Source organism: Williamsia sp. 1135, from assembly GCF_002095395.1.
In the GTDB taxonomy this organism is placed as follows: domain Bacteria; phylum Actinomycetota; class Actinomycetes; order Mycobacteriales; family Mycobacteriaceae; genus Williamsia.
In genome coordinates, this window is the sequence record NZ_MJEI01000093.1 from 1 (window position 1) to 26,542 (window position 26,542).

At 65.3% G+C, this 26,542-nt stretch carries 30 protein-coding genes and 2 pseudogenes; 22 read left to right on the plus strand and 10 right to left on the minus strand.

Annotated features, from left to right (window positions below; translation table 11 throughout):
• The 3 genes from BFL43_RS13625 to BFL43_RS28965 form a co-directional block, all read left to right on the plus strand.
• Positions 1–256 (plus strand): transposase (locus BFL43_RS13625; RefSeq protein WP_084889703.1); only part of this gene is annotated, 256 nt, incomplete at its 5' end.
• Entirely contained in the window at positions 253–1,191 is a 939-nt protein-coding gene (locus BFL43_RS13630; protein ID WP_084889697.1) for an IS3 family transposase, read from the plus strand. The genes BFL43_RS13625 and BFL43_RS13630, both read left to right, overlap by 4 nt.
• Positions 1,192–1,449: 258 nt before the next feature.
• Positions 1,450–1,620 (plus strand): hypothetical protein, encoded by a 171-nt coding sequence (locus BFL43_RS28965; protein WP_168176633.1) that lies wholly within the window; start codon positions 1,450–1,452, stop codon positions 1,618–1,620.
• Here BFL43_RS28965 and BFL43_RS13635 read toward each other — a convergent pair.
• Positions 1,584–1,978 (minus strand): annotated as a pseudogene (locus BFL43_RS13635) (RidA family protein). The gene BFL43_RS28965 and the pseudogene BFL43_RS13635 overlap by 37 nt on opposite strands.
• Positions 1,979–2,078: 100 nt before the next feature.
• On the opposite strand from BFL43_RS13635, the gene BFL43_RS29890 reads away from it, so the two are divergent.
• Together BFL43_RS29890 and BFL43_RS13640 are read left to right on the plus strand one after the other, a co-directional pair.
• A complete protein-coding gene (locus tag BFL43_RS29890; RefSeq protein WP_346425965.1) occupies positions 2,079–2,279 on the plus strand; it encodes an HTH domain-containing protein in 201 nt (66 codons plus the stop codon).
• The gene (locus tag BFL43_RS13640; protein WP_346425966.1) at positions 2,206–3,051 is read left to right on the plus strand and encodes a WYL domain-containing protein; all 846 of its coding nucleotides are present in this window, start codon (positions 2,206–2,208) and stop codon (positions 3,049–3,051) included. The genes BFL43_RS29890 and BFL43_RS13640 overlap by 74 nt, the downstream gene beginning before the upstream one ends.
• Here BFL43_RS13640 and BFL43_RS13645 read toward each other — a convergent pair.
• The gene (locus tag BFL43_RS13645) at positions 3,033–3,356 is read right to left on the minus strand and encodes a hypothetical protein (protein WP_143695306.1); all 324 of its coding nucleotides are present in this window, start codon (positions 3,354–3,356) and stop codon (positions 3,033–3,035) included. The genes BFL43_RS13640 and BFL43_RS13645 overlap by 19 nt on opposite strands.
• A 681-nt stretch (positions 3,357–4,037) precedes the next feature.
• Here BFL43_RS13645 and rsgA point away from each other — a divergent pair.
• The 6 genes from rsgA (at position 4,038) to BFL43_RS13675 (ending at position 9,131) form a co-directional block, all read left to right on the plus strand.
• A complete protein-coding gene (gene rsgA / locus BFL43_RS13650; protein ID WP_240498246.1) occupies positions 4,038–4,790 on the plus strand; it encodes a ribosome small subunit-dependent GTPase A in 753 nt (250 codons plus the stop codon).
• A 101-nt stretch (positions 4,791–4,891) separates the two neighbouring features.
• On the plus strand, positions 4,892–5,107 hold the full coding sequence (locus tag BFL43_RS13655; RefSeq protein WP_084839588.1) for a hypothetical protein: 216 nt from the start codon (positions 4,892–4,894) through the stop codon (positions 5,105–5,107).
• Positions 5,108–5,212: 105 nt separating this feature from the next.
• Entirely contained in the window at positions 5,213–6,139 is a 927-nt protein-coding gene (locus tag BFL43_RS13660) for a hypothetical protein (protein WP_084893083.1), read from the plus strand.
• A 19-nt stretch (positions 6,140–6,158) separates the two neighbouring features.
• Positions 6,159–7,118, plus strand: coding sequence for a hypothetical protein (locus BFL43_RS13665; protein WP_084893084.1), 960 nt, complete (start codon positions 6,159–6,161; stop codon positions 7,116–7,118).
• Positions 7,118–8,506 carry an adenylosuccinate synthetase gene (locus BFL43_RS13670; protein ID WP_084893085.1) on the plus strand — a complete coding sequence of 463 codons (1,389 nt, stop codon included), beginning with the start codon at positions 7,118–7,120 and terminating at the stop codon, positions 8,504–8,506. Before BFL43_RS13665 ends, BFL43_RS13670 begins: the two co-directional genes overlap by 1 nt.
• Positions 8,478–9,131 (plus strand): NUDIX hydrolase, encoded by a 654-nt coding sequence (locus BFL43_RS13675; RefSeq protein ID WP_084893086.1) that lies wholly within the window; start codon positions 8,478–8,480, stop codon positions 9,129–9,131. The genes BFL43_RS13670 and BFL43_RS13675 overlap by 29 nt, the downstream gene beginning before the upstream one ends.
• A 12-nt stretch (positions 9,132–9,143) precedes the next feature.
• Here BFL43_RS13675 and BFL43_RS13680 read toward each other — a convergent pair whose 3' ends face one another.
• Positions 9,144–10,625 carry a phospholipase D-like domain-containing protein gene (locus tag BFL43_RS13680; protein WP_084893087.1) on the minus strand — a complete coding sequence of 494 codons (1,482 nt, stop codon included), beginning with the start codon at positions 10,623–10,625 and terminating at the stop codon, positions 9,144–9,146.
• Positions 10,626–10,744: 119 nt separating this feature from the next.
• A complete protein-coding gene (locus BFL43_RS13685; RefSeq protein WP_084893088.1) occupies positions 10,745–11,524 on the minus strand; it encodes a class I SAM-dependent methyltransferase in 780 nt (259 codons plus the stop codon).
• 96 nt (positions 11,525–11,620) lie between these two features.
• Here BFL43_RS13685 and BFL43_RS13690 point away from each other — a divergent pair, with 96 nt between their 5' ends.
• From BFL43_RS13690 to BFL43_RS13700, 3 genes are all read left to right on the plus strand, one after another.
• A complete protein-coding gene (locus tag BFL43_RS13690; RefSeq protein WP_240498247.1) occupies positions 11,621–12,475 on the plus strand; it encodes an oxygenase MpaB family protein in 855 nt (284 codons plus the stop codon).
• Positions 12,476–12,572: 97 nt separating this feature from the next.
• Positions 12,573–12,842: a hypothetical protein gene (locus BFL43_RS13695; RefSeq protein WP_143695307.1), complete on the plus strand. Its 270-nt coding sequence runs from the start codon at positions 12,573–12,575 to the stop codon at positions 12,840–12,842.
• Positions 12,843–12,918: 76 nt separating this feature from the next.
• Complete coding sequence (locus BFL43_RS13700; RefSeq protein ID WP_084893091.1) at positions 12,919–13,560, plus strand: TetR/AcrR family transcriptional regulator; 642 nt, start codon at positions 12,919–12,921, stop codon at positions 13,558–13,560.
• 20 nt (positions 13,561–13,580) lie between these two features.
• Here the strand turns inward: BFL43_RS13700 and BFL43_RS13705 are convergent, their stop codons facing one another.
• The gene (locus BFL43_RS13705) at positions 13,581–14,081 is read right to left on the minus strand and encodes a hypothetical protein (RefSeq protein WP_084893150.1); all 501 of its coding nucleotides are present in this window, start codon (positions 14,079–14,081) and stop codon (positions 13,581–13,583) included.
• 161 nt (positions 14,082–14,242) lie between these two features.
• Here BFL43_RS13705 and BFL43_RS13710 point away from each other — a divergent pair, with 161 nt between their 5' ends.
• Positions 14,243–14,716 (plus strand): TspO/MBR family protein, encoded by a 474-nt coding sequence (locus BFL43_RS13710; protein WP_084893092.1) that lies wholly within the window; start codon positions 14,243–14,245, stop codon positions 14,714–14,716.
• 6 nt (positions 14,717–14,722) lie between these two features.
• Here the strand turns inward: BFL43_RS13710 and BFL43_RS13715 are convergent, their stop codons facing one another.
• The 4 genes from BFL43_RS13715 to BFL43_RS13730 form a co-directional block, all read right to left on the minus strand.
• On the minus strand, positions 14,723–16,324 hold the full coding sequence (locus tag BFL43_RS13715) for a DUF6777 domain-containing protein (RefSeq protein ID WP_084893093.1): 1,602 nt from the start codon (positions 16,322–16,324) through the stop codon (positions 14,723–14,725).
• 104 nt (positions 16,325–16,428) lie between these two features.
• Positions 16,429–17,055, minus strand: coding sequence for a hypothetical protein (locus tag BFL43_RS13720; protein WP_143695308.1), 627 nt, complete (start codon positions 17,053–17,055; stop codon positions 16,429–16,431).
• A gap of 127 nt (positions 17,056–17,182) precedes the next feature.
• Positions 17,183–17,551, minus strand: coding sequence for a nuclear transport factor 2 family protein (locus BFL43_RS13725; RefSeq protein ID WP_084893095.1), 369 nt, complete (start codon positions 17,549–17,551; stop codon positions 17,183–17,185).
• A gap of 42 nt (positions 17,552–17,593) precedes the next feature.
• Positions 17,594–18,595 carry an aldo/keto reductase gene (locus BFL43_RS13730; protein ID WP_084893096.1) on the minus strand — a complete coding sequence of 334 codons (1,002 nt, stop codon included), beginning with the start codon at positions 18,593–18,595 and terminating at the stop codon, positions 17,594–17,596.
• Between the two features lie 113 nt (positions 18,596–18,708).
• Between BFL43_RS13730 and BFL43_RS13735 the strand changes: the two genes are divergently transcribed.
• The 4 genes from BFL43_RS13735 to BFL43_RS13750 all read left to right on the plus strand — a co-directional run bounded on the left by BFL43_RS13735 (position 18,709) and on the right by BFL43_RS13750 (position 21,792).
• Positions 18,709–19,566 carry a helix-turn-helix transcriptional regulator gene (locus tag BFL43_RS13735; RefSeq protein ID WP_084893151.1) on the plus strand — a complete coding sequence of 286 codons (858 nt, stop codon included), beginning with the start codon at positions 18,709–18,711 and terminating at the stop codon, positions 19,564–19,566.
• Positions 19,567–19,639: 73 nt separating this feature from the next.
• The gene (locus tag BFL43_RS13740) at positions 19,640–20,227 is read left to right on the plus strand and encodes a TIGR03086 family metal-binding protein (RefSeq protein ID WP_084893097.1); all 588 of its coding nucleotides are present in this window, start codon (positions 19,640–19,642) and stop codon (positions 20,225–20,227) included.
• A gap of 26 nt (positions 20,228–20,253) precedes the next feature.
• Positions 20,254–20,550: a hypothetical protein gene (locus BFL43_RS13745; RefSeq protein ID WP_084893098.1), complete on the plus strand. Its 297-nt coding sequence runs from the start codon at positions 20,254–20,256 to the stop codon at positions 20,548–20,550.
• A gap of 36 nt (positions 20,551–20,586) precedes the next feature.
• On the plus strand, positions 20,587–21,792 hold the full coding sequence (locus BFL43_RS13750) for a histidine kinase (protein WP_084893099.1): 1,206 nt from the start codon (positions 20,587–20,589) through the stop codon (positions 21,790–21,792).
• Between the two features lie 9 nt (positions 21,793–21,801).
• Here BFL43_RS13750 and BFL43_RS13755 read toward each other — a convergent pair.
• Positions 21,802–23,350, minus strand: a pseudogene (locus tag BFL43_RS13755) (AMP-binding protein).
• A gap of 124 nt (positions 23,351–23,474) precedes the next feature.
• Here BFL43_RS13755 and BFL43_RS13760 point away from each other — a divergent pair.
• The 3 genes from BFL43_RS13760 to BFL43_RS13770 are packed head-to-tail and all read left to right on the plus strand — an operon-like array spanning position 23,475 to position 26,453.
• Positions 23,475–24,287, plus strand: a complete 813-nt coding sequence (locus BFL43_RS13760) for a LytTR family DNA-binding domain-containing protein (RefSeq protein WP_084893100.1) — start codon at positions 23,475–23,477, stop codon at positions 24,285–24,287.
• Positions 24,284–24,658, plus strand: coding sequence for a hypothetical protein (locus BFL43_RS13765; RefSeq protein WP_084893101.1), 375 nt, complete (start codon positions 24,284–24,286; stop codon positions 24,656–24,658). Before BFL43_RS13760 ends, BFL43_RS13765 begins: the two co-directional genes overlap by 4 nt.
• Before the next feature lie 13 nt (positions 24,659–24,671).
• Positions 24,672–26,453, plus strand: coding sequence for a cation acetate symporter (locus BFL43_RS13770; protein WP_084893102.1), 1,782 nt, complete (start codon positions 24,672–24,674; stop codon positions 26,451–26,453).
• Positions 26,454–26,542: the final 89 nt, after the last annotated feature.

Consider the following 26,542-nt stretch of genomic DNA (forward strand, 5'->3'; position numbering starts at 1 on the left):
CCGTGATGGGGCGGTCCGGATCGTCGAGGAGACGGGTAAACCGATCGCCCAGGTCGCGCGCGATCTGGGGGTCAACGAGGGCACCCTGGGCAACTGGGTCAACCGTGCGCGCGCCGAGCGCGGCGGCGAGGATGAGGCGAGCGGCGATAGTGCTGCCGAGCTCAAGCGGTTGCGTGCCGAGGTGGCCGAGTTGCGGATGGAGCGCGATGTTTTAAAACGATCGGTGGTCCTGTGGGTGAAGGAGGCGACGAAGTGATGCTGGCCCGCTTCATCGCAGAGCAGAGGACCACCTATCGAGTGCCACATACGGTCACGTGCGCGCTGCTTGGCGTGAGTATGGCGTGGTTCTACAAGTGGTTCAAGCGTTCTCAAAAGCCGGGTGCAGCAACAGGATTGCATACCGCGCGTGACTATCGGCGCGACACGGTAGACCGCGCAGTCAAGGTCAAGTTCATGACATTGCGGGGCTTGCATGGTTCCCCGCGGCTGCACGTGGACCTGCGTGAGGACGGGTGGACAGTGAGCGAGAAGACGGTCGCGGATTCGATGCGCCGGCAGGGTTTGGTGGCACGCCGGATCCGTCGCCGAAACGGGCTGACCCGGCAGGACAAGACGGCACCGAAGTTCCCGGATCTGGTGCGCCGGAACTTCACCGCGACGCGTCCGAACGAGAAGTGGGTCGGCGATATCACCGAGATCCCGACTGCGGCCGGGAAGTTGTATCTGGCGACCGTGATCGACCTCTACAGCCGCCGATTGCTGGGTGCGGCCACCAGCGTGCATCCAGACGCACCGCTCGCGTGTGCAGCAATCGAGATGGCGGTGGCCACCCGAGGCGGTAAGCAGGCCATAAGGCGTGACGAGGAGTCCGAACGGGTCATCTTCCACAGTGACCGCGGGTCGACGTACACCTCCAACAAGTTCACCAAGCTGTGCCGTCGGATGGGACTCCGTCAGTCGATGGGCCGCGTCGGGTCATGCTTCGACAATGCCGCTGCCGAAGCGTTCTTCTCTTCCCTGGAGTGGGAGGTACTGTCACGCAACGATTTCGAGACTCTTGCCGGAGCCAAGGCCGGTGTGCTTGACTGGTGTTACGGCTTCTACAACCACGTCCGCCGGCACTCCACGATTGGGATGGTCAGCCCCATCGACTACGAGAACGCTGCAGTCGCGGAGCCCGAAGCCGCATAGAGGAGTCCTCCACGATTTGGGGGGAACCACACCCAACAGACTGCCTCACCTATCACTTTGAGTGATACCACTGATAATGGTATGCGAGATCGTTGACGGACGGTTTACTGACTACCACACTCGAGACCTGGGGACGCAAGAGTTGGAACCGTCATTACTGAATCTGGCGATGACAAAGGGGGATTCGTTGATGGGGCTAAGGCTGACTGGGCAGTCGGTTATCCGGATGGGGGCATCGTCGAGTTCGGCTGCAACGAGGTGGCCGCAAAGACCACTTTCGACATGCAGCGCTCGGCAACCTGGACGACGACGGGGGAGTCCGTTCGCCCGCGCCTGCTCACCAGGACGGACCGTCGCGGTCCGTACCTGGAGGTCGAGCACGGCGCCGCGTCCTATGCGACGGCAGTTCCCTCGAGTTCGACCAGCTGACCCGGGATGGCCAACCGCGTCACGCCGAGCATCGTGGTGGTCGGCGCCACGCCGGCGGCGCCCAGTCGCGACGCCAGCTCGCCGTAGTGTTGGAACAGTAGGTCGACATCGGTGGTGAGACGTTGAGCCGCAACAGGTTTGACAGAGACATACCCGCTTCGCCGAGTACGGCGACGAGGTTTTCCACACTCAGCCTCAGCTGGCCGCCCATGTCATCGGAGTGCGCGGGCGAGCCGTCGCTGTTCATCGCGGTCTGCCCAGAGCAGTAGAGGGTTCGGCTGTGTCCGGACACGAGTTCGCCCTGGTTGAAACCCATCTCCACCGACCACGCCACAGGGTTGACCGCTGTCCGCCGCACTGCCATTTCGACTCCATCCAATTGCTTCGTTTACTACCTGTCAGAAGCTTCTCAGCAATACACGACACCTTCTGTCATGTATTTCGATACCGTTCCTGGAATGCGCGCTGATCGGTTGGTCTCCCTGGTGCTGCTCCTACGCCAGGGCGGCCAGATGTCAGCGTCTGAGCTGGCCAGGGAGCTGGAGGTCTCGACCCGAACGGTTCTGCGACATCGAAGCGTTGTCCGTGGCCGGCGTTCCCGTATACGCCGAGCGTGGCCGCCACGGTGGCTTCACATTGTTGCCCGGGCTCCGGACTGAACTCACCGGACTCAATCACGAGGAAACCCTGGCACTGTTGGCGGCGGGATCGGGGAGCGGAGAGAAGGCGTTCGGGCTCGGATCCGCGCTGGCGTCCGCGCTGCGAAAGGTCGTCGACGCGCTACCGGAGAGTCACCGCGCCACCGCGGGCGGTGCGGTACAACGACTTCTCATCGATGCGGAATCCGACCTGCTCTCGCGCCGATCGCTCACCGAGGAGGTGGCCGGCCCAGCGATGATCGAGGTCCGACGAGCGGTCTTGGCCGGGCGCAAACTGCGGATTCACTACACGGCCGCGGGGCAGGAGCCACAATGGCGGACGGTGGACCCGATCGGTCTGGTCACAGCCCGCGGCAGTGCGTACCTACTCGCCACCCGAGCCGGAGCGGACCGCACCTACCGATTGTCGCGCGTGCTGGCGGCCGAAGTCATGTCCGAGCCCGCGGAACGCTCGGAGCACGTGGATCTACCGCAGATCTGGCGTGAGCGAAGTGCTCAGTTCCGAACGGGCGGAGAGCAATACACGGTGCAGGTCCGAGTAGACCCCGAACAGCGTGAGGAGTTGTCAAACGTCGCCCTGGCCGTACTGACCGAGGACACCGATCCTGATGGTTGGCTTCGGCTGACAGTGGCGTACCAGGATGCACGGCACGCCGAATGGGCGCTGTGGCAACTCGGTCCACACGTCGAGGCCCTTGCCCCGCAGCTGCTCAGGAACACTCTGCACGCCCGTGCAGTCGCGATCGCGCAGTGTTACGAACCGCCGTCCTGACCTCGTGCGGACTCTGGGCGGGGATACGCGCTGCGGTAGCGGGCCCGACGCAATCGCGTCATCCGTTTGTCCAAGTCCGGATCGTCGGTTTCATGCCTGTTCGAGATCAACACCGCGGCGGTGATGGACGCGAAGACGACGGCGACCACCACTCCGATCACCGCCCCGAGGGCAGAACCGCCCGCCCAGAAGAAGAGCGCAAGCGCGATCCCTGCAAAGGTCGCAAGACCGCTGAGGAAGCCCACCCATCCCTTGGCTCGCAGGCGGATTATTCTGCGGCGTCGTTCGATAGCGTCTCCCGGCATGTGATGTCCCTTCGATTTGCGGATCGAGCGCGTCCGTCACTCGTAGCTACATCGAACGTCGCTTTCTGAATGCAGCCTTGCCGGGCTGTCGAGAGATTGAATACCCACCGTAGGAACGGTTAAACGATCGACAACCCGACGCTAGGTCTATATCGACGTCTCGTCCCGCCATTTGGTCGTGGGAGAGCGCGATAAATCCCTCGCGCTGCTGCCGCCACGACTGTTAGCGTGGCGCTTCGCACCAGAGACCGACCAGAGCAAGGAATGAAAGCATGACCGCGATAACTGCCGCCACGGAGGCCCTGCGTCCTCATCCGCGTCAACTATCCAGTCAGCTCAAGAAGGTCTCATCATGTCTTCATCTTCGAAAGAACCTGCTTCTCCACACCTGATCGACCACGGTTGGAATGACCGCGTGGCGCACCTCTTCGCGCCCTTCACCGGCCCAGGTGTGGTTCCAGGCCGCGTTGTCTGCGTCTACCGAGGTCACTGCGACATCGCGACCCCGACCGGCACCGTTCGGGCGAGTACCCGGTCCGTTACCGGCGCCGATCCGGTGTCGGCGGTGTGCACCGGTGACTGGGCGGCGGTCGAGACGGCTCATTCCCCGCGGGTGGTCTCGGTGCTACCCCGCAGCAGTGCTCTGGTCCGTTCCACTGCGGATCGCACGCTCGGCAACAGGTGTTGGCGGCCAACGTCGACAGCGTCGTGGTCACCATCTCGGCATCGATCCCGCTCAAGAACGCGCGGATCGAGCGATTGCTCGCCGTGGCCTGGGACAGCGGGGCCAAGCCTGTCGTTGCAGTGACCAAAGCCGACCTGAGCGACGATGTGCAGGCATTCTCTGCCGACGTCTCCGCTGCAGCGGTGGGCGTCGATGTGGTCGTCACGAGTGCGACCACGACGGAGGGGCTCGATGCCCTGACATCGACACTCGACGGCACTGCCGTGCTGATCGGACCGTCCGGCGCCGGTAAGTCCACGCTTGCGAACGCCTTGCTCGGTGAGGACATCCTCGCCACCGGGCCAGTACGTTCCGCCGACGGAAAAGGGCGGCACACGACCGTGCATCGCGAGCTACGTCCAATGCCCGGAGGCGGGGTTCTCATCGACACCCCTGGGCTGAGGGCGCTGGGTGTCGCGGATATCGGTGCCGCGCTGGAGAACGTCTTCCGCGATATCGACCACCTCGCGGGGCAATGCAGTTTCCGCGATTGCACTCATCGGACGGAAGCGGGTTGTGCGGTCGCTGATGCAGTCGTCGCCGGGCGACTTGCTGCCGATCGGCTGGAGCGCTACCGCAAACTGAAGTGGGAAAGCGATTGGCAGGCTGCGCGTTCAAACGTGCGAGCGGCCAAGGAACGCAAGCGTCGTGACAAGGCGATCGCCAGGGACCAGCGGGCCATGTACCGGTTCCGCGACCGTCAGCGCTGACGCTGAAAACATTGTTGTGGTCGTCCGGGAACTTTCTGCGCTGACGGGTGCTCTTATCTACAACAACCGAGAACGACCACCACCGAGCAAAGGAAAACATCATGAGCGTCGAAAACTACGACACCAACGCAGACGGCTACATCGACACCGTCCTGACCGACACCAACGGCGACGGCTGGGCCGACGTCGAAGAGTACGACACCAACTTCGACGGCTGGACCGACACCGTCATGACCGACGTCGACTACGACGGCTGGAGCGACGTCACCGAATACGACACCGACTACGACGGCTACTTCGACACCGTCGCGGCCTGAGCCATCTCCGCCCCTGACGCCCGCTGATCGCCAACGCGATCGGCGGGCGTCTCTGTATGTGGAGACCACTTGCCAGATCGTAATTACTCATTTAGAGTAAAAGCCATGAACACATGGCATCCGGCGGAAGTGGTGGATCTGATCACACAGGCCCGCAGCGCATTTGATGTCTTCGGACCTGATTCCTCGACGCCGGCAGGCAAGCGCGCCGGCCGACGGCTTCATCGCGCACTGATTGCCGCTGTACATCCGGACCGCGCGGCGGCCGCAGGCCTCGACCGTGCACTCGCCGCACAAGCGACCGCGGAGCTGAATCGGCTCTACGACGCGTGGATGACAGTGGACGCGGACGTCCGAGGCCCGCATGTTGTCGGCCCCCACAGCACCTACGTTCTGAAGGGGCGCCTATGGGCGACACCTGGGACTGTCGCCTATCGCACCGATGACCCGCTGGTGCGTGTCGAGATCGCGCGGCAGGTCGGGGTCGGCGCCCAGCCTCTCGGGTTCTTGTACGACGCGCTTGCGGCACAACGGATGGATGCGTTCGTGCCCGAGGTCGTCGAGTCGGCGATCACCGACGGCCATCAGTGGACTGCCTACCGGTTACCGGCGGGGATGCGATCCCTGCGTGAGGTGCACGCTGCCTACCCTGCGGGCCTCGACGGACGTGACTGGGCGTGGATGGCGCGCCGCATTCTGATGACTCTGGCGGCGGCCAACCGCACGCACGGCGCTCTGACGCTCGACACTGTGCTGATCCATCCCGCCGAACACGGCGTGATGCTCACGGGGTGGGAGCCGGCGCGTGGTGGCGGCGACATCGACGGGGCCGCGGTTGCTGACCTCTTCGCGATCATGCTGGGTGATTCAGCAGCTCAACAGGTTTTGTTCGCGGGAGCATCTGAGCGACTCTCGCTGTCGCGGCAACTGCACGAATACGACCTGCTCTTGCAACGGCTGTATGGAGAACGCCGATTCCGGCGTTTCACGCTCGCCGACCAGACCACAGCGACGTCCACCGGGACGCGCTGAACGATGAAGGAGTAACACCATGGGTGGAGGATATTGGGACACCAGCGCCTACCAGGCGGCTGCAGCATCACGCCGGACTGCCGGCGTCGACGACTTCGGCTACTCGGCGACCATGCGAAATGTTCCGCGTAACAAACGCAAAGCTGCTCCCGCACTCGATGTTTTCGGGGCGCGCACCAGGGAGGCCCGCGATTCTGACGAACACCCGAACTCGACTCCGATCGTCGTGCTGTTCGATGTCACCGGCTCGATGGGACGTGTGCCGGTGACAGTGCAGCGGCGTCTTGCCGACCTGCTCGGACTGCTCACCAGGGGTGGATACGTCCAAGACCCGCAGATCATGGTCGGCGCGATCGGCGACGACCAATTTGATTCTGTGCCACTGCAAATGGGGCAGTTCGAATCCGACAACAGGATAGACGAACAACTGCGTGACATCTACCTCGAGGGCGGCGGCGGGGGTGACAAGCGTGAGGGTTACGCGCTCGCCGCATACTTCCTGAACACCCGCGCCCAGACCGACGCCTGGGACAAGCGCGGCAAGAAGGGATACGTCTTCATCATCGGGGACGAGATGAACAAGCAGGTCCTGTTCGCAGAGTCGGTGCGCCGCTTCATCGGCGACGATCTCACCGAGAACGTCGACGTCGAGCAGGTGTATCGCCGGCTGCAGGAGAGGTGGAATGTCTACTACGTCTTGCCGAACCTGACGAGCTACTACAACGATCCAGAGGTGGAAGCTCACTGGCGGGCACTTGTCGGCGAGCGGTTTCTCAAGCTCGACGACCCGGACGGTGTTGCCGATCTGCTCGCCTTGACCATCGGCATCGTCGAGGACGCGATCTCCCTCGACGAGGGATTGGCGGATTTGCAGAGAGCGGGGGCGACCACGGCCCCGGCTGTCGGCACCGCACTGGCGCGGATGCGCACCAGCACAGCCGTTGTCGCCGGCGGTGGCAGACTCCCGGCAGATCTGTGATGGACGCAGCAACGAGCGGTACCGGCCGGGAAGGCTTGCTTCCCGGCCGGGCCGCCGGCGCACCGATCATCGTCGTCGGACTCGGCTACGGCGACGAGTCGAAGGGTGCGACGGTGGACTACCTGGCCTCGCAGATCCCCGACACCGCCGCAGTGGTGCGCTGGTCCGGTGGAGCCCAGGCCGCACACAACGTGTGGCACGGCCCGCGCCACCACACATTCCGGCAGTTCGGCTCGGCGTCGCTGCTGGACGTCCGGACGATCCTGCGCGCCCCGATGATGGTGAACCCGCTCAACCTCGCGGCCGAGGCAGGCGAACTCGAAGCGCTCGGAATCGGCGACCCACTCGGTTTGATCACGGCCGACGCCCGCGCCTTGGTGACGACACCCATTCATGTTGCGATGAATCGAGCGCGAGAGATCCTGCGCGGCAACGCACGTCACGGGTCGACGGGTGAAGGTATCGGTGAGACCGCTGCTTACGCGCTCGCAGTCGCTGGACAGGCTCGGGCCGGTTCGATGATCGGCAACTTCCGGGTTCTCGTCGATGCTCCCGCAAGGCCGGCCCCAACGCTGTCCACCCTGCGAGACCGCGCTGCCACCATCCGGGCACTCGACGCGCTGGCGGGGTATGCGGCCCCACTGTTGGCCTCCGCCGGTGAGGGTGCATCGCACGAGTCGGTCGAGACCATCGCCGACGCACTCTGCAGCATCGCCGAGCAGATCCGCATCACTGACGACGTCGACACCGAGATCGCGGCTGTGATGGCAACGGGGACCGTCCTTTTCGAAGGAAGCCAGGGCGTCCTGCTGGATGAATGGAATGGATTCCACCCGTACACGACCTGGTCGACGGTCGTACCCACCGACCTCATCGAATGGGTCTCGCGAACCGGTCACAATCCCTACGTGCTGGGGCTGACCCGCTGCTACGCCACCCGCCACGGCGCAGGGCCGATGCCGACCGAGGATGCGAACCTCCAGTTGCCCGACGTCCACAACCGCGAGGGGCGCTACCAGGGAGCCTGGCGAACCGGTCATCTCGACCTTCCCGCCCTGCGCTACGCCGCTGCGATCACCGGTCAGATCGACGGAGTGGCGGTCTCGCACCTCGATGTGCTGGAAACCGCTGACCTGCAGGTGGCCGAGACCTGGAACGGTGACGCAGAGCCGCTCGCGCCACTGCGTACAGAGGACACTGCAGCACTGGAAGATCTGACCGCGCTCGCCTGCGAGGCCCGGCCCGACTACCGTCCACTACCGGTAGGTGTCGACGCCGTCACCGAGCTGATCGCGGGAGCAACCGGGGCTCCCGTGGTCCTCACCGCTGCAGGTCCGACTCGCACCGACAGGAGCATCATTGTCCAACGCCCCGCTCTCAGGGCCTGACAGCAGTTTCCTGAGCATCGTCTGCGTCGACGTGGTCGCACTCGCCTACGATCGCGGCGCTCGGCGGGTGCTGGTCGGGACACATCGTCGGGAGATCGCCCCCTTTCGCGGCAAGCAGGCGCTCCCCGGAGTCGTGGTACACAGCGGTGAACGACTTCGAGATGCTGCAGGCCGGGCGCTGGTCAAACTCGGGATCACCGCGCCGCTGCCGGCACTCGGGCAGCTGCGTACGTTCGACGAACCGTCCCGTGACCCGCGGGGCCCGTCGCTGTCGATCGCGATGTGGGCGGCATTACCTGATCACACTGTGCTGCCGCATCAGCCGGCGTTGTGGGCGCCCATCGACGCGGCGCCGACGTTGGTGTTCGACCACAACGAGATGGTCGAGGACGCTCGGGCCATTCTCGCGGAAAGGCTTTGGCGCGATATCGAGTTCACCCGAAATCTCACGGGAGCTGAGTTCACTGCGACCGATGCAGTTGCGATCACCGAGCAACTCAGCGGTAAACCACCGCACCGCGCAAATCTCAACCGGGATCTCGCGCACCTGGCCGGCCTGGTGGAAGCGGGCACCGCACCCGGGACCGGTGGGAGGCCGCCGAAATTGTGGAGGTGGGAGGCGTGACGATCGGACCTCTCAGCTGGGTGCGACCTGCCGCCGCGCCGACCGTCGGTTGATGATCACCCGGTAGGTCCGCTGCAGGATGGTGGTGCGGGCGGTCTCGGGATCCATGAACTCGTTCTCGGCCAGCGGGCTGTCCTCGCCGTCGATGACGTCGTGGTCGAACTCGACGAGCGTCTTTCCTTCACCGGAATGCAATTCGACCGCGGCGATCAGCGAGGAAGTCTCGTCGAGGGTGCGCTGGAACTCGTCCGGATCGATGTCCAGGTGCTCGCCGAGCAACCGGTTGCGTACGCCTCTGATGGCGGTTCGTTGGTCGTCGCCGTTCACCGTTTCGGGTCGTACCTCGACAGCGAGATCGCATTCACTGTCGAAGCCGAGTGACCGGTTGTTGAGATTCGAAGAACCCACGCGCAACAACTCGTCGTCCATGACCAGAATCTTCGCGTGGACGTAGATGGGTTCGCCGCTCTTCGTGACGGGATGGTATGCGCTGAAGCGGTTTTCGGTGTCGGCTTTCCACAGCATCTTCAGCAGGGTGTGGCGGGCACCGTCCATCGTTGCTTGCTCGAGCCAGCCATCGGCGTGCCGCGGGAGGACCAGAACGATCTCGGGTCCCTGCGGTTCTCGCAGCCTCGCGGCGATGGCTTCGGCGAGTGTTCTCGATGCAAGATACTGGCTTTCGATGTAGAGGTACTTCTTCGCGCCGGCGATGGCCGCGAGATACAGCGCCTCGACTTCTCGAACTTCTTCGCGCCCAGGGATTGTGGGTAGTGTTCGGGCGATCGCCACATCGACGGACCGCATCGTCGGTTCGAGCTCTCGTGGCCAGTGGTCCCCCAGGTCGTCGGTGATCGGCTCGAGCACCTGCCCGGTGGCCGCCTTCCACCGATCGCGGGCCATTTCTCCCACCGCTCGTGCGGCCGCGCCGTCGACCGCAGTGGTGGCATCGTGCCACGGTCCGTAAGACCTGCCGTTGGGTTTTGTGCGGTAACCGTTGCGGTCGTTGTGGTCGGACGTGTCCCAGCGGTCGACGGTCATGTCGATGCCGCCGCAGAAGGCGATCTGATCGTCGATGACCAGGATCTTCTGATGGTGTGCAGCGCCGACAGGGTGGGCGGTGTCGATTTCGAAATGTAGTTTGCGGTCGGTCAGCCAGTTCTCCACGAAGATCGGCGCCATGCCGCGGGTGACCGCGGCGTACGCGCCGAGGCTCCATTTGAGCAGGTGGATCTCGAGCTCCGGGTTCTGTTCCGGCAGCCACTTGAGGAAGTTGCCGAGCCGATTGGGTCCGTCGAGGGTCTTTTCGGCCGGCTCGAGTTTGATCCTGGTGTCGAAATCCCAGCCGATAAGGACGATTCTGCGGCGTGCCTGCAGCATTGCGGCCTTGGCGTGCCAGAAGTAGTCAGCGGCATCGACGATCACGGACAGGCGGTCGGCTTCGGCGATCTGCCAACAGGTGTCGCCGGGCACCAGCACGGGTCGTTCATCGCTCACGGGTTACTCGGTTTCCTTCGGCACGGCTGATTCGGTAGATGTTCCGGCAGTCGTGCATCGCAGCAAGGTGGGTCACCCGGTACTCCGTGTGCCACGTACAGAGTAGTGAGGGCTGTGTCTCAGCGATCGGCGAGGGCCAGCGACGCCCGCATCTGGCTGAACCGGAACAGGGCCGGTTCGCCGACCTGCTCCTGGTAGCGCTCGATGACGTCGTCGACGAACGATCCGACGTCAGTTCCCGGGAGGCGGTTGGTCCAGTCCGTGGCGCCGACGGCGAACCATTGCGAGAAGGTGTCGGTCGAGTCGAACTGCCACTGCAGATGCTGGACCTCCAGAGCGGAGACGGTGAACCCGGCGGTTGCTGCGAACTCCCGGAAACGGTCGGGTTGGACGTGGAAGTACGGCGGTTCATAGTCGGAGAAATGCTCTCGCCAGCGTGGGCCCGTCGCTACGTCCATCGCCACGTCTTCGATACTGCGCTGGTCGGTGGCGCAGACCAGCTGGATCACCGCCCGGCCGCCGTTGTCGAGACTGCGGGCTATCCCTCGTAGTGCGGCCGTCTGATCGCGCACCCAGTGCAGCGCGTTGAAGGACACCGCGATGTCGAAGTCATGGTCGAACGGGAGCGCCAGGGCGTCGTCGACGTGGAATTGCACTCGAAGTTGTTCGGCAGGCACCCGGGTCAGGGCTTTGTCGATCATGCGCCGGGACGCGTCGACCCCCACCACGGACCCTGCCGGCAATCGCTCCGCCAACTGCATGGTGATGAATCCGTCACCGCAACCGACGTCGAGGAGGCGCTCATCGCCGGCCAGTTCGAGGCCACGAACGGAGACCTCGGCAACCATGCGCTGAAGGGCGCTGACGTCGGAGTATCGATTGCCATCCCAGTCGACCACTCGCTCCTCCTTCGCAGGCCCCGATCTGAGCACAATTGTGCCGCACGCGCTGCGGATTGCTATTCTGAAAACACATGTATTCAGATGGGAGTCGCAATGGGGGAGAGCACTCGGCGGATGTCGCGAGCTGAGATGGACGAGATCGACAGCAGCTTCTTTGCGACGTCGCTGCTGTCCATGGGGCGTTCGATGAGCACGGCGAACGTGATCATGCAGTTGGCCAACCCGGCGGTCGGGTACGGCGTGGCCCGGAGCAAGGTCGAAAACGGCCGCCTCGACAAGCACCCGGTGAAGCGCGCGCGCACGACCGCGTCCTATCTCGCGGTGGCCGTGTTCGGCAACGCGGACGACCGCAGGCGCTTCCGGCAGGCGGTCAGCCGTCAGCACGTCCAGGTACGCTCCGACAGCGACAGCCCGGTGACGTATGACGCGATGAACGTCGACCTGCAGCTCTGGGTCGCTGCCTGCCTGTACGCCGGATGGGAAGACATCTACGAACGCGTCCACGGGCCATTGACCGGGCAGGATCGTGAGACGTTCTATCAGCAAGGCAAGGTCTGCGGCACCACGTTGCAGATGCCCGCCGAGTGCTGGCCGCAGGATCGCGACGCATTCGGTCAGTACTGGGATGAGCAGTCGATGCTGATCTCGATCAGCGACGAGGTGCGCGAATTTCTTCTCGGCATCGCCAACTTCGACTACGCCCACCCGGCCATCAAACGGCGATACGGACCGGTGAAATACGGGCGAACCATCGGCTATCTACCGCAACCGTTTCGGGAGGCGATGAGGGTCTCCTGGACGGAGGAAGACCAGGAGTGGTTCGACGGCTACGTCGCCGGCCTCGTCGCAGCGGAGCGCAAAAAGCCGCTGTGGCTTTCGCAGCTGGGTTTTCGCCTGCTCTTGTGGGACGTCCGGGTGCGCTGCAGGCTGGGTCGCCCACTCGTCTGAGGGCTCGGGTCTCGCGTGTCTGCACGCGATCGATCCCATCCGGATGGCGTTCTGCGACGAACTCCAGTCAGATGCAACCGGAGAAGGGGCGGCGAGGATGGCTACCAGCGTGAAGGCGTCAGCGGGCAACATGCGGCAGCGCGCTACCGACGAGCAGGTGCGCGTGCGGGTTCCCAGCGACCGCCCCACCAGCGGCGACAAGTTCATCGAGCTGGTCAATCCCGATGGCACCGTGACCTCGATCTGCCAGCGTGCCGACGGAACCATCGAGGTTCACACGGCGGCGATGGCATTGTCGGGGCACGCCGTAGGTGTGCCGCTGGCCGGATCCGTTGCGCCCGTCACCAGCAAGGGCGCGTCACGCTAGACCGGCGAACGGTCATCGGTCGACGGCTTCGGCGATCTCGGTTCGGCGCGAGCATAGGTTGACTTATTCTGGCCAGATGGACACGTTCGCAGACACCCGCATCTATGGCGGCAAGTCGATGGCTGTGCGACGTGCTGAACGTCGGGCCAAGTTCATCGAAGCGGGACTGACGGTCTTCGGCGGCAAGGGGTACGCGGCCAGTTCTGTTGCCGACATCTGCGCCGAGGCAGGCCTGGCGCGCAGCCAGTTCTACTCGGAATTCGGTAGTCGAGAAGATCTGTTGCTCGGCGTCTACGACGCCGTCCAAGACGATTCCCAGACGGCGGTTGTCGCGGCGCTCGAACGCGAGGGCGCCGACGCCGAGAAGGCTTTGCTGACCGCTGCCGCGATGGCAGCCCTGGTCCGCTCTGTGGGTGACGATCCGCGCCGGGCCAGGATCGTCTTTGTCGAGATGATCGGCGTCAGCTCTCGTGTCGAGAAGCATCGCGCGAACCGCCGAGCGTTGTGGGCGGAGTTCATCGCGGCAACGATCGCCGAGCGTTCGGACGGAGGTTTCACCCCGCCGGGTGGATACAAGTTGGCCACCACGGCCTTCCTCGGAGCTCTCACCGAATTGGTGCACGCATGGAGCACCAGCGACCCACGGCCACCGATCGATGACCTCATCGCGGTGATCACTGCAGTGCTCAACGCGCTGGTGCGGCAGCCGGCCGAGTAGTCGGGGTACGCAGACCGGGGTCAGGGTGCGACGAATCCGCCGCCGCCGGGAAGTGATGGCTGCCCGGCGTTGGGGTATGCCCACGAACCGGTGATCGACACGGTGAAAACAACGGGGCCAGAACCGGTGTGCACGGTCTGATGGGTCGGTGCCGAGTTGAGAAAGTATGGGCACGGTTTCACGACGCTGGTGCCGCGGTCGCCGGTGCGAACATTGACGTAATTGATTCGGACCAGCGAACCCCCGGCTGTGGTCGCGCATGTCTCAGGGCTCGCAGGCGTGGAAAAAGTCGTCTCACCCGGTGCCGCCGACGCGGCATTCACCGAGGCCAAGTGCGGGCCAGGTATCACCAGCCCGCTGACTTTGACACCGATGGCGGGTATCTGGAATACCGACACCGGCGCCGCGGTGAGGGTCGGACCGACGGGCGCCGCTGACGCCGCGGGTGCTCCGGCCACGGTGAATGCGCCGGCCGCCAGCAGGCCTGCTGCCAGCGCACTGAGCTGTCGTGAGAACTTCATCTTCACTCCTCGATTGGATGACGACGAACCTTTACCTACCTATCGCAGCGTCCGCCGGCCTGTTAGCCGAATGGCTTCCGTGTCCTGCCCGCAAAGGTCATTCGGCCGACCGGAGGTCGGCGTAGTTTGAGGGCCCAGAGGAGTCGACGACAGGAGACCCGATGCGGTCCATCATCAAAACCGGTATCGGTACGGCCACGGCGGCAGCTGTCGGCGCTCTCGCCTCTCAGGATGCGGACTCGCGCTGGTACCGGAGGTTGTCGAAACCGCCTTTCCAGCCGCCCGCAGTCGCGTTCCCCATCGTGTGGACGGCGCTCTATGCCGACATCGCGATCAGCTCGGCCGTCACGATCGACACCCTGAACGACGAGATGCGGCATATCGACGCAGCGGCATTCGAGCGCGCACTAGCCGTCAATCTCGTTCTCAACGGCGCGTGGACGTGGGTGTTCTTTCGAGCGCACCGCACCGGAGCCGCCGTGATCACCGCCGCCGCACTGACCGTCAGTGGTGCGGACCTGGTCCGCCGAGCCGCGCCGGCGTCGCCGCCTGCCGCGGCGGCGCTGGCGCCCTATGCCGGATGGTGTGCGTTCGCGACGGCACTGTCGACCGAGATCTGGCGCCGCAACCGCTGACCCGCGTCATCCTGCGGCGGGCGACGATGTGGTTGTCGTGGTGGTGGTTTCGGTCGGCGCCGGTTCTGCGGTGACCGTGGGCTCGGGCCCCGCGGTGGACGTTTGGGCCGTCGGCGGCGGTGCCACCGTGGTGGTCGGCGTCGTCACCCACATCGCAGAGGTCACCGCGACCGACTGCGGTCCGCTCGCCCCGATCAGCGATACCGTCCAGACACCCGCCGAGTCCGTCGCAGAGGCGACCGCCGAGGTCTGCAGGTTCGACGACAACACGGTGCGGGTCAGTCCGTCCGTGCAGCTCAATACCACCGGCGAAGCGCTGAGGTCATCTGCCGTGCAGGTCACTGCGGCACCGGCGCCGCTGAACGACAGGCTCGAGATCACATCGCCACTGCCCACGAACTGGGTGGGTGACGGCGCGGGCGCTGCAGGGGGCGCGCTGACCGGAGCTTCGGGTGCCGGTGCGGCAGCTGAGCTGGAGGCGCCTGGAGCGGGCGGTACCACCGCGGGAGATTCGACCGTGGTTCCGGCAGTTGCCTGCGAGGTGGACTCTGACGGTCCCGCCGCGGTGTCGGTCGCCGACGATTCCGTCGTGCTGGTGGACTCCTGCGCCTGGCGCAGGACGTTCTCGGCCGGCTGACCGTCTGCTTGCACGCCATTTGCGTCCTGCAGGACCGGGTCGTCGGTGGTGAACGGGACGTTCAACTGCGCCGGCGTGGGAAGCGTGCCTGCCATCGGCGGGAGCCCGGTGGTGTCGAGGATGCCGCCTGCGGTGCGCAGGAATGGTACGAGGGTGTTGAGGTCGATGAGCGTCAATTGCGGCGGGGCAACAGTTTCCGGGCCGGCCACCACAGTGGTGGTGTTGTTGATGACGGTGGTGTGGTGGTTGTGGTAGTTCACGGACACCACGTCGCGGGTGGCGTATCCGGGCCAGGGGGCGTTCACGGTTCGGTAACCCGCCAGCGGGGTGCTTGCCGGTGGCGCGAGCGGATTGCCGCACGAACACTGCACTCGTGGAACGCCGTAGGCGTCGATGAGCACGGGGGTGCCGGCCTGCAGCACCGACTGAAAAGGGTTGGCGCCGCGCGAAGAGTAGGTGTGGTTGGTGACGCGGGTGTCGTTGCCGAGCACCACGGGCGTTAGGGTGTCCAGGTAGTAGGGGATCTGGTCGACGGTGATCCCGAAGACACCCGCCCACACTCTGGCCGTCGCGGGATTGCTCAGCAGATGATTCGCCAGAGCCGCGGTGTCACAAGGCGGTTCGTTCGAACTCGCGTACAGCCCGGGTGCGGTGCCATCGACGACCTGCCCGAGCGGCGTGGCACTGCCTCTGGCGACGACGTTGCGCACGGCTGGATCGAGCGGGCGGTTCGTCAGCGCCACTGTCGGTGAAAACGGCGCATCGCTGACACTGCTCGCCGATTCGAGTACCAGTTCGGGGGCCGGGGTTGCCTGGGTCTTGCCCGCCCCGGTGAACATCATCACCGAGGCGACGCCCAGGACGCTGAGCAACAGGGCGGCGACCACCGCGAGGACGAGGACGATGGTCCGGTTGCTCTTCGGAGTCGGCGGGATCGGCTGCGTCGGATACGTGCCGTACGGATAGCTCATGCGAGACCTCACAGGTTTTGGCGACCCACCCAGCGGCACGGCCTTCTGCTTGATTCTCTGATGTGGCGGCCGAAAGGTTTCACCTGTGCCGCAAGTTCATATGTTCAGGTGACGACCAACCGCGCGATGTCGGTGGCCTGCTGTTGCATCGGACCCTGCAAGGTCGTGGGGCCCTCGATCTCGATGGCGATCAGGGCCTCGTCGACGCAGATGGTCAGCTGTCCCTCGGCATCGGTCGAGTTCTCGAAGTCCTGGGCTTGCCACCAGGCCGATTCCCCCAGACCGTCGACCGGAATGACCGGGTACAGATGGTCGGAGGGTTCGACGCAGTGGACCATCCCGTCATCGAATTGTTCTGCGAACGACAGGTTCAGGTCGACTTCCACCTCCCCGTCGGTGGATTCGAAACTGCACCCGACGGTCTTGTAGTTGAAGTCGTCGATGGTGCTGACTCCGCCGCTGGACTCCGTCGGCAGTTCGAAGTCGATGGAGAATATCGAGCCGAGGTCGTCATCTGTCAGGCCGGCGCAGTCGTCGCGCAGATCCGTGGCCGATGTGGTCGACGGGGTGGTGGTCGACACGGCTTCGGTCGTCGAAATCGGAGCCTGCGCTGACGAAGTCGTCGTGGACCTGCTTTCGTCCGACGAGCCGGCACCGTCGTCGGAGCAGCCGGCCAACACCGTCGTACCCAGCGCCGCCGCACAGAAGACTGTCGCCACTGCTCGTCGCATGATCCATCCCTGCTGTTCCGGGCCGCATCGGTCGGCCGTCGGAAACGAGAGTAGGACCAAGACAGTCACTTCGGAACCGAAAATGTAGGGAGGTCCGGTGATCGCACGACGTGCAGTCGGCGACCGGTCATCGCGGGGTGTGGCGCAGGTGCCGACTGACATCACCGAAAAGGTCGATGGTGACCTGTCGGTCGGCGAACCTCCAGTGCCCATCCACGTAATCGAACCGGTCGGCGTAGCGTCCGGCGACGATGGTCTGCAGGGGCAAGTCCGGCAGCGCCTGAAGAACCGTGAAATACGAACGGGCTGTTGCGCCCCCGGATTCCTCGTCGATGTCGATGAGCATGTTCGTCGTCACGTGCTTGGTCTTCGGGGTGCCGTCGGCGTACGTGACCACGGTCTTCTCGAACATCTCCTGGAGGACCTCTGCCCCGTTCACCGACCCGCCGCCACCGCCGAACGTCGCGTGTTCCAGCAGCCTCCCTACGAAGCCCATCGTGCCCTGCTGGGTGCGATCGAGGTGCGTGATCGGCCGTGCTCAGCGCTCGCTGTCCAGCGCCGCCATGTGTTCTTCCGGATACCGGGAACCGGCCGCAGCACCGGCCGGAACCGCAGCCTCTATGGTCGCCAACTCGTCCGGGGAGAGCCGGATGTCCACGCTGCGAAGCGATTCCTCGAGTCGGGCCACCCGGCGGGTGCCGATCAGCGGCACGATGTCGTCGCCCTGGGCCAGCACCCATGCGATCGCCAACTGCGCGACGGTGACGTCGCGCTGGGCCGCGATCCGGGCCAGCGCCTCGACCAGGGTCAGGTTCCTGGTCAAGTTCTCACCCTGGAACCGCGGGCTGTGCGAACGGAAGTCGGTCGGCTCGAGCTGAGTGTCCGAGGTGATGGCGTTGCTCAGCAGGCCCCTGGAGAGAACGCCGTAGGCGGTGATACCTATGCCGAGTTCGCGGGCGACAGAGAGGATCTCGTCCTCGATCCCTCGCGATATCAGCGAGTACTCGATCTGTAGGTCGGCGATCGGGTGCACCGCGGCGGCGCGGCGGATGGTGTCGCTGCCGACCTCCGAGAGTCCGATGTGTCGAACGTAACCGGCGTCGACCAGTTCGGCGATGGCTCCGACGGTGTCCTCGATCGGAACGGTGGGGTCGAGACGGCCGGGTCGATAGATGTCGATGTGGTCGACGCCGAGTCTGGTCAGGGTGTAGTTGAGGAAGTTCTTCACCGCAGCCGGCCGGGTGTCGAAGCCGACCCAGTTGCCACCGGGGGCGATCATCCCACCGAACTTGACGCTGAGTTGGACGTCGTCGCGGTTGCGGTCACGGAGCGCTCGCCCGATCAGGAGCTCATTGTGACCCATGCCGTAGAAGTCGCCGGTGTCGATGAGGGTGACTCCCGCGTCGATGGCGGCGTGGATGGTTGCGATCGATTCTTTGTCGTCGGCGGCTCCGTACGAGCCGGACATGCCCATCGCTCCCAATCCGACGCGAGAGACCGAGGGACCTGTTTTTCCGAGTGTTGCTTGTTGAATGCTCATGCACCGAGCCTGCAGCGGATGTCGACTCTGCGGCAGAGACCGGTCATCGGGGGATCGCCGGTCCCTGGATGGTGGGCAGGGAACGGTGCACAGTGGACGGGGTGAGCACCCGAATGGACCGCGCCGAACTGGCCGACTTCCTGCGCCGCCGTCGCGCGGCCCTGGTCCCGCGCGATGTGGGACTGCCCGAAGGTGTCCGCCGGCGCACGCCAGGGCTGCGGCGCGACGAGGTCGCGTCGCTGGCCGGCATGTCCACCGATTACTACACCCGACTCGAACAGTCTCGGGGTCCACATCCCTCGACGCAGATCGTCGCGTCCATGGCCCGTGCGCTGCGCCTCACCGACGACGAACGGGATCACCTGTACCTGCTGAGCGGGCACGCGCCGCCACCGCGGATCGGGGGCGACTCCCACGTCGGGCCAGGATTGCTGCATCTGCTCGACAAACTCGACGACATCCCCGCCTGCGTGGTCTCCGACCTCGGCGAAACGCTTGCCCAGAATCGGATGCACGTATTGATGGTCGGCGATCAATCGACGGTGACCGGGTTCGACCGGTTCCACACCTGGCGCTGGTTCACCGATCCCGAGACCCGGACCCGGTTCAATTCCGAGGACTGGGCTCGAATGAGTCGCAAGCACGTGAGTGACCTGCGGGCGCTGTCGGCCAAACGCGGCGGCGACGTCGTCGTGGCAGAACTCGTCGGTGCCCTCCAATCGGCGAGTGACGAGTTCGTCGAACTGTGGTCAGAACACCATGTGGCCACCTGGACCAGTGCACTCAAGAGGTTCATTCATCCTGAGGTCGGCGAGATCGCGCTGCTCTGCGAAACACTGGTCACCCAGAAGGAAGATCAGCACCTGCTCGTCTACTTTCCGCAGCCCGGTACCGAGGCGAGAGAGCGACTCGATCTGCTCGCAGTCATCGGAACCCAGGTCCTGGGCGATGGTGAGCACCTGACCAACTGACAAATTGTTGAGCGACGGTGAGTTCGTCGCATTTCTTCAAGCCACGGCATCGGTGTCTTGCGAGACTCAGGTCATGACAACCACAACTGTTGACCTGCTCCGACCGGTATTGGCCGATCTCGCGGTCGTGGTCGAGAACTCCGGCGGCCAGGAGAGCGCCCCGACCCCGTGCACCGAACTCGATGTCGAGCAGCTGCGCAATCACATCGCCGGATGGCTGACCACGTTCGCCTCCGGATTCTCCGATCCCGATGGACGGGCCCAGGCCGCCGGCGCCGAGGTGCCACCGGCTGCTGCAGACGCCGCTGCCGCGATCCGCTCCGCTGCGGACCGGCTCGACGCCGCGGTGCGATCCGGCGCCGACCAGCGACCGCTATACCTCGGCGAGAGTCCGATGCCCGGGCAGATGGCGATGTCGATGATCCTGTGGGAGTACATCGTTCACGGCTGGGACCTGGCGGTGGCGACCGGTCAGGACTGGGACCCGGCCCCTGAGGCGGCCGCGGTGTCCGCGGAGTTCGCGCCGAACATGCTGACCGTCGACTACCAGGGTCCGGGCAAGACCTTCGGCCCGCGGGTGGAGACGCCGGCCGACGCGACTGACCTCGACAAGTTGCTGGGATTGTCCGGCCGTGATCCGCAATGGAGCGCCCCCGCCTGACCAACCTTCGGCGGTAGAGTCGGCGTGTGACCCAATCCTTCACCGCACCTGTTGTCGCCGCCGGACTCATCGGCGGATTCGCCGCCGCCAGATACAGCGGCCGACGCGAACTCGGCGGGGTCGTACTCGCCGCCGCCGGCGCCTGGTGCACGACCGAATGGTTCAAGGCCAAGGGGCCGGTCGTCGCCGGGTCGCTCCTCGGCGGTTATCTCGTCGCATTCGGTGCTTCGCATCCGCTGGCCAAGAAGATCGGTGCCTGGCCCGCAGTGTTCGCGGTGACCACCGCGGCCGCCGGTGCGGCATACGCGGTCGCCGACCACTGATCCACCACCGTCTGATGCCGAGGTGAGCGACCACTGATGTCCGGGCTCGCGCTCACCGTTGCTCTGCTCGCGGTCCTACTCGTGGTGGGGGCAGTCCTGGCCCTGCGAGTCCGCACTCGGCCGACCCTGACGACGCCTGCCGAACGTGCAGTCCATGCGACGCTGCACACCGCCTCCCTGGCCGCCCGTCCGCTACGGCGTGGATTGGACGCGGACTCCGCGGCCGAGGCCGCGCCCCACCTGCGTGGGCTCACCGCCGCCGATGCCCTCGGTCTTGCCGACGCGAACGGCGTCGTCCTCGCATGGACCGGTCCACACGAGCGCTTGAGCACGCACTTCGCCGACGCTGCGGTCCGCGCGTCCGAGGAGGGCCGGCGGATCCTGATCAAGGCCGACGAACTCGACGAACCCGGCGTCCGGGCGCTGGTGGTGCAGCCGCTCCTGCCGGGTGAGTCCGGATCGGTGGGGGTGATGGGCGTGGTCACCCGCACCCAACCGGGGCCAGGAATGCTGTCGGCGATCGCCGAGGTCGCGCGCTATGCGAGCAATCAGATCGAGCTCGCCGAACTGGACGCGTCGCGGGCCCGGCTCGATCGCGCCGAGGTCCGCGCCCTCCGCGCGCAGATCAGCCCGCATTTCATCTACAACGCACTCGGGACCGTCGCGTCGTTCGTGCGTACCGATCCCGAACAAGCCCGTGAACTGATCCTCGAGTTCGCCGACTTCACCCGCTATTCGTTCCGCGCGGCAGGGGAGTACACGGTGCTCGCCGACGAATTGCGAAACATCGATCGCTACCTGACGCTCGAACGCGCGAGGTTCGGCGGCTCGCTCGAGGTCCGCCTCCAGGTGGCGCCCGAGGTGCTCAACGTGGTGTTGCCGTTCCTGGCCTTGCAGCCGCTGGTGGAAAACGCGGTGCGACATGGTATTTCAAGCAAGCCCGACGGTGGAACGGTGACCATCGTGGCTGCGGACGAGGGTACCGATTGCGTGATCAGCGTCGAAGACGACGGTATCGGGATGGACCCCGACCTGCTGCGATCCGGCGATCTCGACGCCATCATCTCCGGCGTGAGCGGTCACAGCGCCAGCGAGAGTGCTCACGTAGGGCTGGCCAACGTCGACGACAGGCTGCGCGCGGCGTTCGGGAACGACTACGGGTTGGTGGTGGAGACGGCACCCGGGGCCGGCACCAAGGTCAGCATGAGGGTGCCGAAGTTTCGTCCGGGAGTGGCGGTGTGACCGCGCTCGTCACTGTGGTGAGACAGCGGCGTTGTCGGCCACGAATCTGCGAACCAGGACCTTCTGGATCTTGCCGCTGGGTGTGCGGGGGAACTCCTGCACACCGTGGATCTCCTCGGGCCACTTCTGTTTCGCCAAACCTGTTGTCGCGAAATATGTCTGCACGTCGTCGAGCGTAGGTACCGCGACACCACCGCGTAGTCTGACGACCGCGGCGGTGTGTTCGCCGAGCCGTGGATCAGGAGCGGCCACGGCCACCGCCTCCACCACGCCGGGCATACCGAGTAGCGCTTCCTCGACCTCTTGCGCGCTGATGTTCTCTCCTCCGCGGATGATGATGTCGCTCTTGCGGTCGGTGATGGTGAGATACCCATCATCGTCGATCGTCCCGATGTCACCGGTGCGGTACCAGCCTTCGCTGTCGAAAGCGTTGTCGGTCAACAGATCGTCGGTATAGCCGATGAACAGATCTGGTCCGCGGGAGAGGATCTCGCCATCGTCGGCGAGCGCGATCTCGACACCTGCGAGGGCGCGGCCGTCGGTCGAGATGCGCTTGTCGACAGGGTCGGTCGGATAGGAGCTGGTGATCGACGGATGTTCTGTACTGCCGTACGACCGGTAGGCAACGATGCCGAGGTCGGTGAGCCGACGAGTGAAGGTCACAGGAACCGTGGCGCCGCCTAGTCCGATGTACGGCATGAGCTCGAGATGCCGCGGGGTGAAGCCGGGATGTTCGAGCAGGCTCGTCACAAAGTACGGTGCCCCTCCGCCGACCTTCAATCCGCGGTCCCCCATGAGTGATAGCACGCGCTCCGGATCCCAGATGTCGATGAGATGGACCGGATGACCACCCATCACCGGCAGCAGCAGTGCGCTGACCATGCCGATGAAATGGCCGACAGGCGCTCCGGTGATCTGGGGATGGCTGTCGGCAGTGCCGTGAACCGAGTTGTCGCGTCTCGAATCCCAGGGTGCGATGGCTGTGCACCACGCCCTTGGCTGCGGTCGTGGTCCCGGAGGTGAAGGCGATCAGAGCAGGACCGCCGGGGTCCACCGACGCCGTCTCGGTCAGGGGTGCGGGGGCGAGGAGATCGTCGAAATCGCGTCCGACGACACCGACGATCGGCACCTCGGAATACGCGCCGGGTTCGTACTGCATGCGCCCGAAACCGTGGGCCGTGATGACCGCCTTCGGGCGGGTCGTGGCGACGATGTGCTCCATTTCTTTCGGACCGTAGAAGTGCACCACCGGGACGATCACGGCCCCGAGGAACGACGTCGCCCAGAACGTCGCGGCTGCTTCCATGCAGTTCGGGAGGTGGGCGACGATGACGTCGCCGGGTCCGACGCCCTTGGCCCGGAGTCCGCCCGCCAATCGGCGCGCTGTCCGTTCCACCTCGGCGAAGGTTCCGGACCACGGCCGGGTCGCCGAGTGCACCTCGAAGGCGGTGTCGCCGTGCTCTGCCAAACCCCTGGTCAACAGATCTCCGATGGTGTCATCGGTCCACGAACCACTCTTCACGTAGTGCGCTGCGAGGTGGTCTGGGATGGGGCGCATGCGAACACTCCGATTCAATCATTATGAACATTAACAGGATGGAATTATTGCACGCCCTCGTGCGCGGCGGCGCCGAGTACGCCGTCGCACTTCGACCGGTTAGGCGTGGCACTATAGATGCGTTGTGACGCAGAACTCATCGCCGCCGAACCGGCACGGACCGCTGACGGTGCTGGCTGTCGACGATGAGGCGCCCGCCCTCGACGAGTTGGCCTATCTTCTCGGGAAAGAAGAGGCTGTCGGTGAGGTGGTGTCTGCCGCGGACGCCACGACTGCCCTGCGGGTGATCAAAGATCGGCCCGACACGATCGACGCGGTGTTCCTCGACATCAACATGCCCGGCCTCGACGGTCTTGAACTGGCCGGGGTGCTTGCTGCGTTCGCGAACCCGCCCGCGGTGGTGTTCGTGACCGCGCACGACGATCGCGCGGTGCGGGCATTCGACCTCGGAGCCGTTGACTATCTCCTCAAACCACTTCGAGCACAGAGACTCTCTGAATCAGTGCGAAGGGTGGTCGAACTGCGTGAGCAGCGTGACGTGTCGGCCACCCCGCCAGGTCCCACCGCGGAACCCGATTCCGATGAGGTGATCGCTGTCGAGATGGGTGGTGCCACCACTCTCGTCCAACGCTCGGCGGTGTTGTGGGTCGAAGCAGACGGCGACTACTCCAGACTGCACACCGAGACCGGCTCCCACCTGGTCCGAATACCTATCTCGGCTCTCGAAAACCGATGGGAGAAAGCGGGATTCCTCCGGGTGCACCGCTCCTACCTGGTGTTGCTGCGACTGGTCACCGGGATCCGCACCGTCGGATCGGGGACCGTGGTCTGTCTCGGTCCCGGCCAGGACGGTGCCCCCGTCGAACTCCCGGTCAGTCGGCGGCATACGCGCGAACTCAAAGACCGTCTGGTTCGAAGCTCCAAGCAGGGTCGATGACCTCCCCGGCCGGCGCCCCGCGGCCCCGCGAACGCGTGGTGCTAGCCAAGCGTCGTGGGGCTCGGAAAGTCCGCTCGCGGGTAGAGGTGCAAGAGCACACGGAGGTCGGCGATGCCCTGATCCGCGGTCTGATGCGAGCTCAGCTCGGACTGGCCTTACGGCTGGGCGGCCTGACCCTGCTGGTGCTGGGAGCGATCCCGTTGCTCGCGGCCATCTTCCCCGAGCTCTCGGACGTGACCGTGTTCGGTGTCAGACTGCCGTGGCTGGTGCTCGGCGCGGGCGTCTACCCAATGTTGCTGGCCGTGTGCTGGCTCTACAACCGGCTGGCGGACCGCAACGAACACGAGTTCGCCGACCTGGTCGACGACTGACACCGCCCTGAAGATGCAGACGATATCCGGCCAGTCGGTGCCCGTGCCGACATTGATCGCGCTGATCGCCGCGGCGGTCGCAACGGTCGCGATCGGAACCTACGGGGTTCGGCTGGCGCGCACCACCTCTGACTTCCTGGTGGCATCTCGCAGCGTGGGGTCGAACTGGAATGCCGCCGCGATCTCGGGCGAGTACCTGTCGGCGGCATCATTTCTCGGGGTCGCCGGACTCATCGCGAAGTACGGCGCCGATGCGCTCTGGTATCCGATCGGCTTCACCGCCGGCTACGTCGGACTGTTGCTGTTCGTCGCCGCACCGCTACGCCGATCCGGTGCCTACACCGTTCCCGACTTCGCGGAGTTCAGGTTGGGCTCCAAGCGACTTCGCAAACTCGCCACCGGGGTGGTGGTGCTGATCTGCATCCTCTATCTCGTCCCGCAGCTCCAAGGCGCGGGCCTGACGCTCAACATCCTCCTGGGGGTGCCTGCGTGGGTCGGGGCGGTGGTGGTCGGGGTGATCGTGATCGCGAACGTCATCGGTGGCGGCATGCGATCGATCACCTTTGTCCAGGCCTTCCAGTACTGGCTCAAACTGACCGCGATCGCGGTACCCGCTCTGGTGCTCGCCGTCCACTTCTACGGCGACGATCAGAAATTGGGTTCGGATGCACCCCCGACGGTGACCGAGCAGACCACGGTCGACGTCACCACGGACGTCGTCGTGCGGGTCTCGGGCGACATGGTGGTGACGGCGGTCGGACAGATCGATGGTGTCGAGGTCGGGGGGCCGGTGCGCCTGGCCCCCGGCGACCACGAGATCAGCGGCGGAACGTCACTGGAGCTGGCCGCGGGCTCCTCGGTGCCCGTGGTCGCGGGCGCGCCCGCCACCCACGACGAATGGGCCGCGCCCGGATGGGGTTTCGGCGGCGACCATCCCATGTATCAGGTGTATTCGCTGATCATCGGGATCTTCCTCGGCACGATGGGGCTGCCGCACGTGCTGGTGCGGTTCTATACGAACCCCGACGGCCGGGCTGCCAGGGCGACATCGCTGGCTGTGGTCGGCCTGCTGGCAGTCTTCTATCTCTTCCCCACCTTGCTCGGTGCCTTTGCCCGGCTGTGGGTTCCGCAGCTACTGATCACCGGTGCGTCCGACGCCGCGGTGCTGCTCCTGCCGGGGACCGTGGTGTCCGGTATCGGTGGACAGTTGCTCGCGGCGCTGGTGGCCGCCGGTGCGATCGCCGCCTTCCTCGCCACGTCGTCGGGTCTGCTGGTCAGTGTCGCCGGGGTCCTGAGCACCGACGTCCTGCGCGGACGTGTCCGCGACTTCAGGATCGCGTCGCTGCTCGCGGGCATCGTGCCGCTGTTGCTGGCGGTCGCGGTCACCTCCATCGATCTGTCCCGCACCGTCGGTCTGGTGTTCGCCGTTGCTGCCTCCACCCTGTGTCCGCTGCTGGTCCTCGGGATCTGGTGGCGGGGACTGACCGCGACCGGCGCCGCGGCCGGGCTGATCGTCGGCGGGGTCGTCGCGGGCGGAGCGGCGCTGGCGACGTCGGTAGGCGGCTTCTCCGACAGTCTCCTCGGCGGTTGGCCGGCGGCTCTGGCGGGCTATCCGGCCGCGGTGAGTGTGCCGTTGGCCTTCGCGACGATGGTGGTGGTCAGCAAGTTCACGGCGGCGCAGATCCCGTCCGACGTCGGCCGGTTGTTGACCCGACTACACGCGCCGGAAGGCCTCGGCCTGGGCAAGGACCGCGAGGCGAACCTGAATCCGGGGGAGCGACCACACACGGAGTGAGTGCCGTTCGTCGCAGATTTCCGACCGTTCACCGCATAGATCGACAGCTCACCGTGTGAGCGTCGCCACACCATTCTGCTGTGACCCAG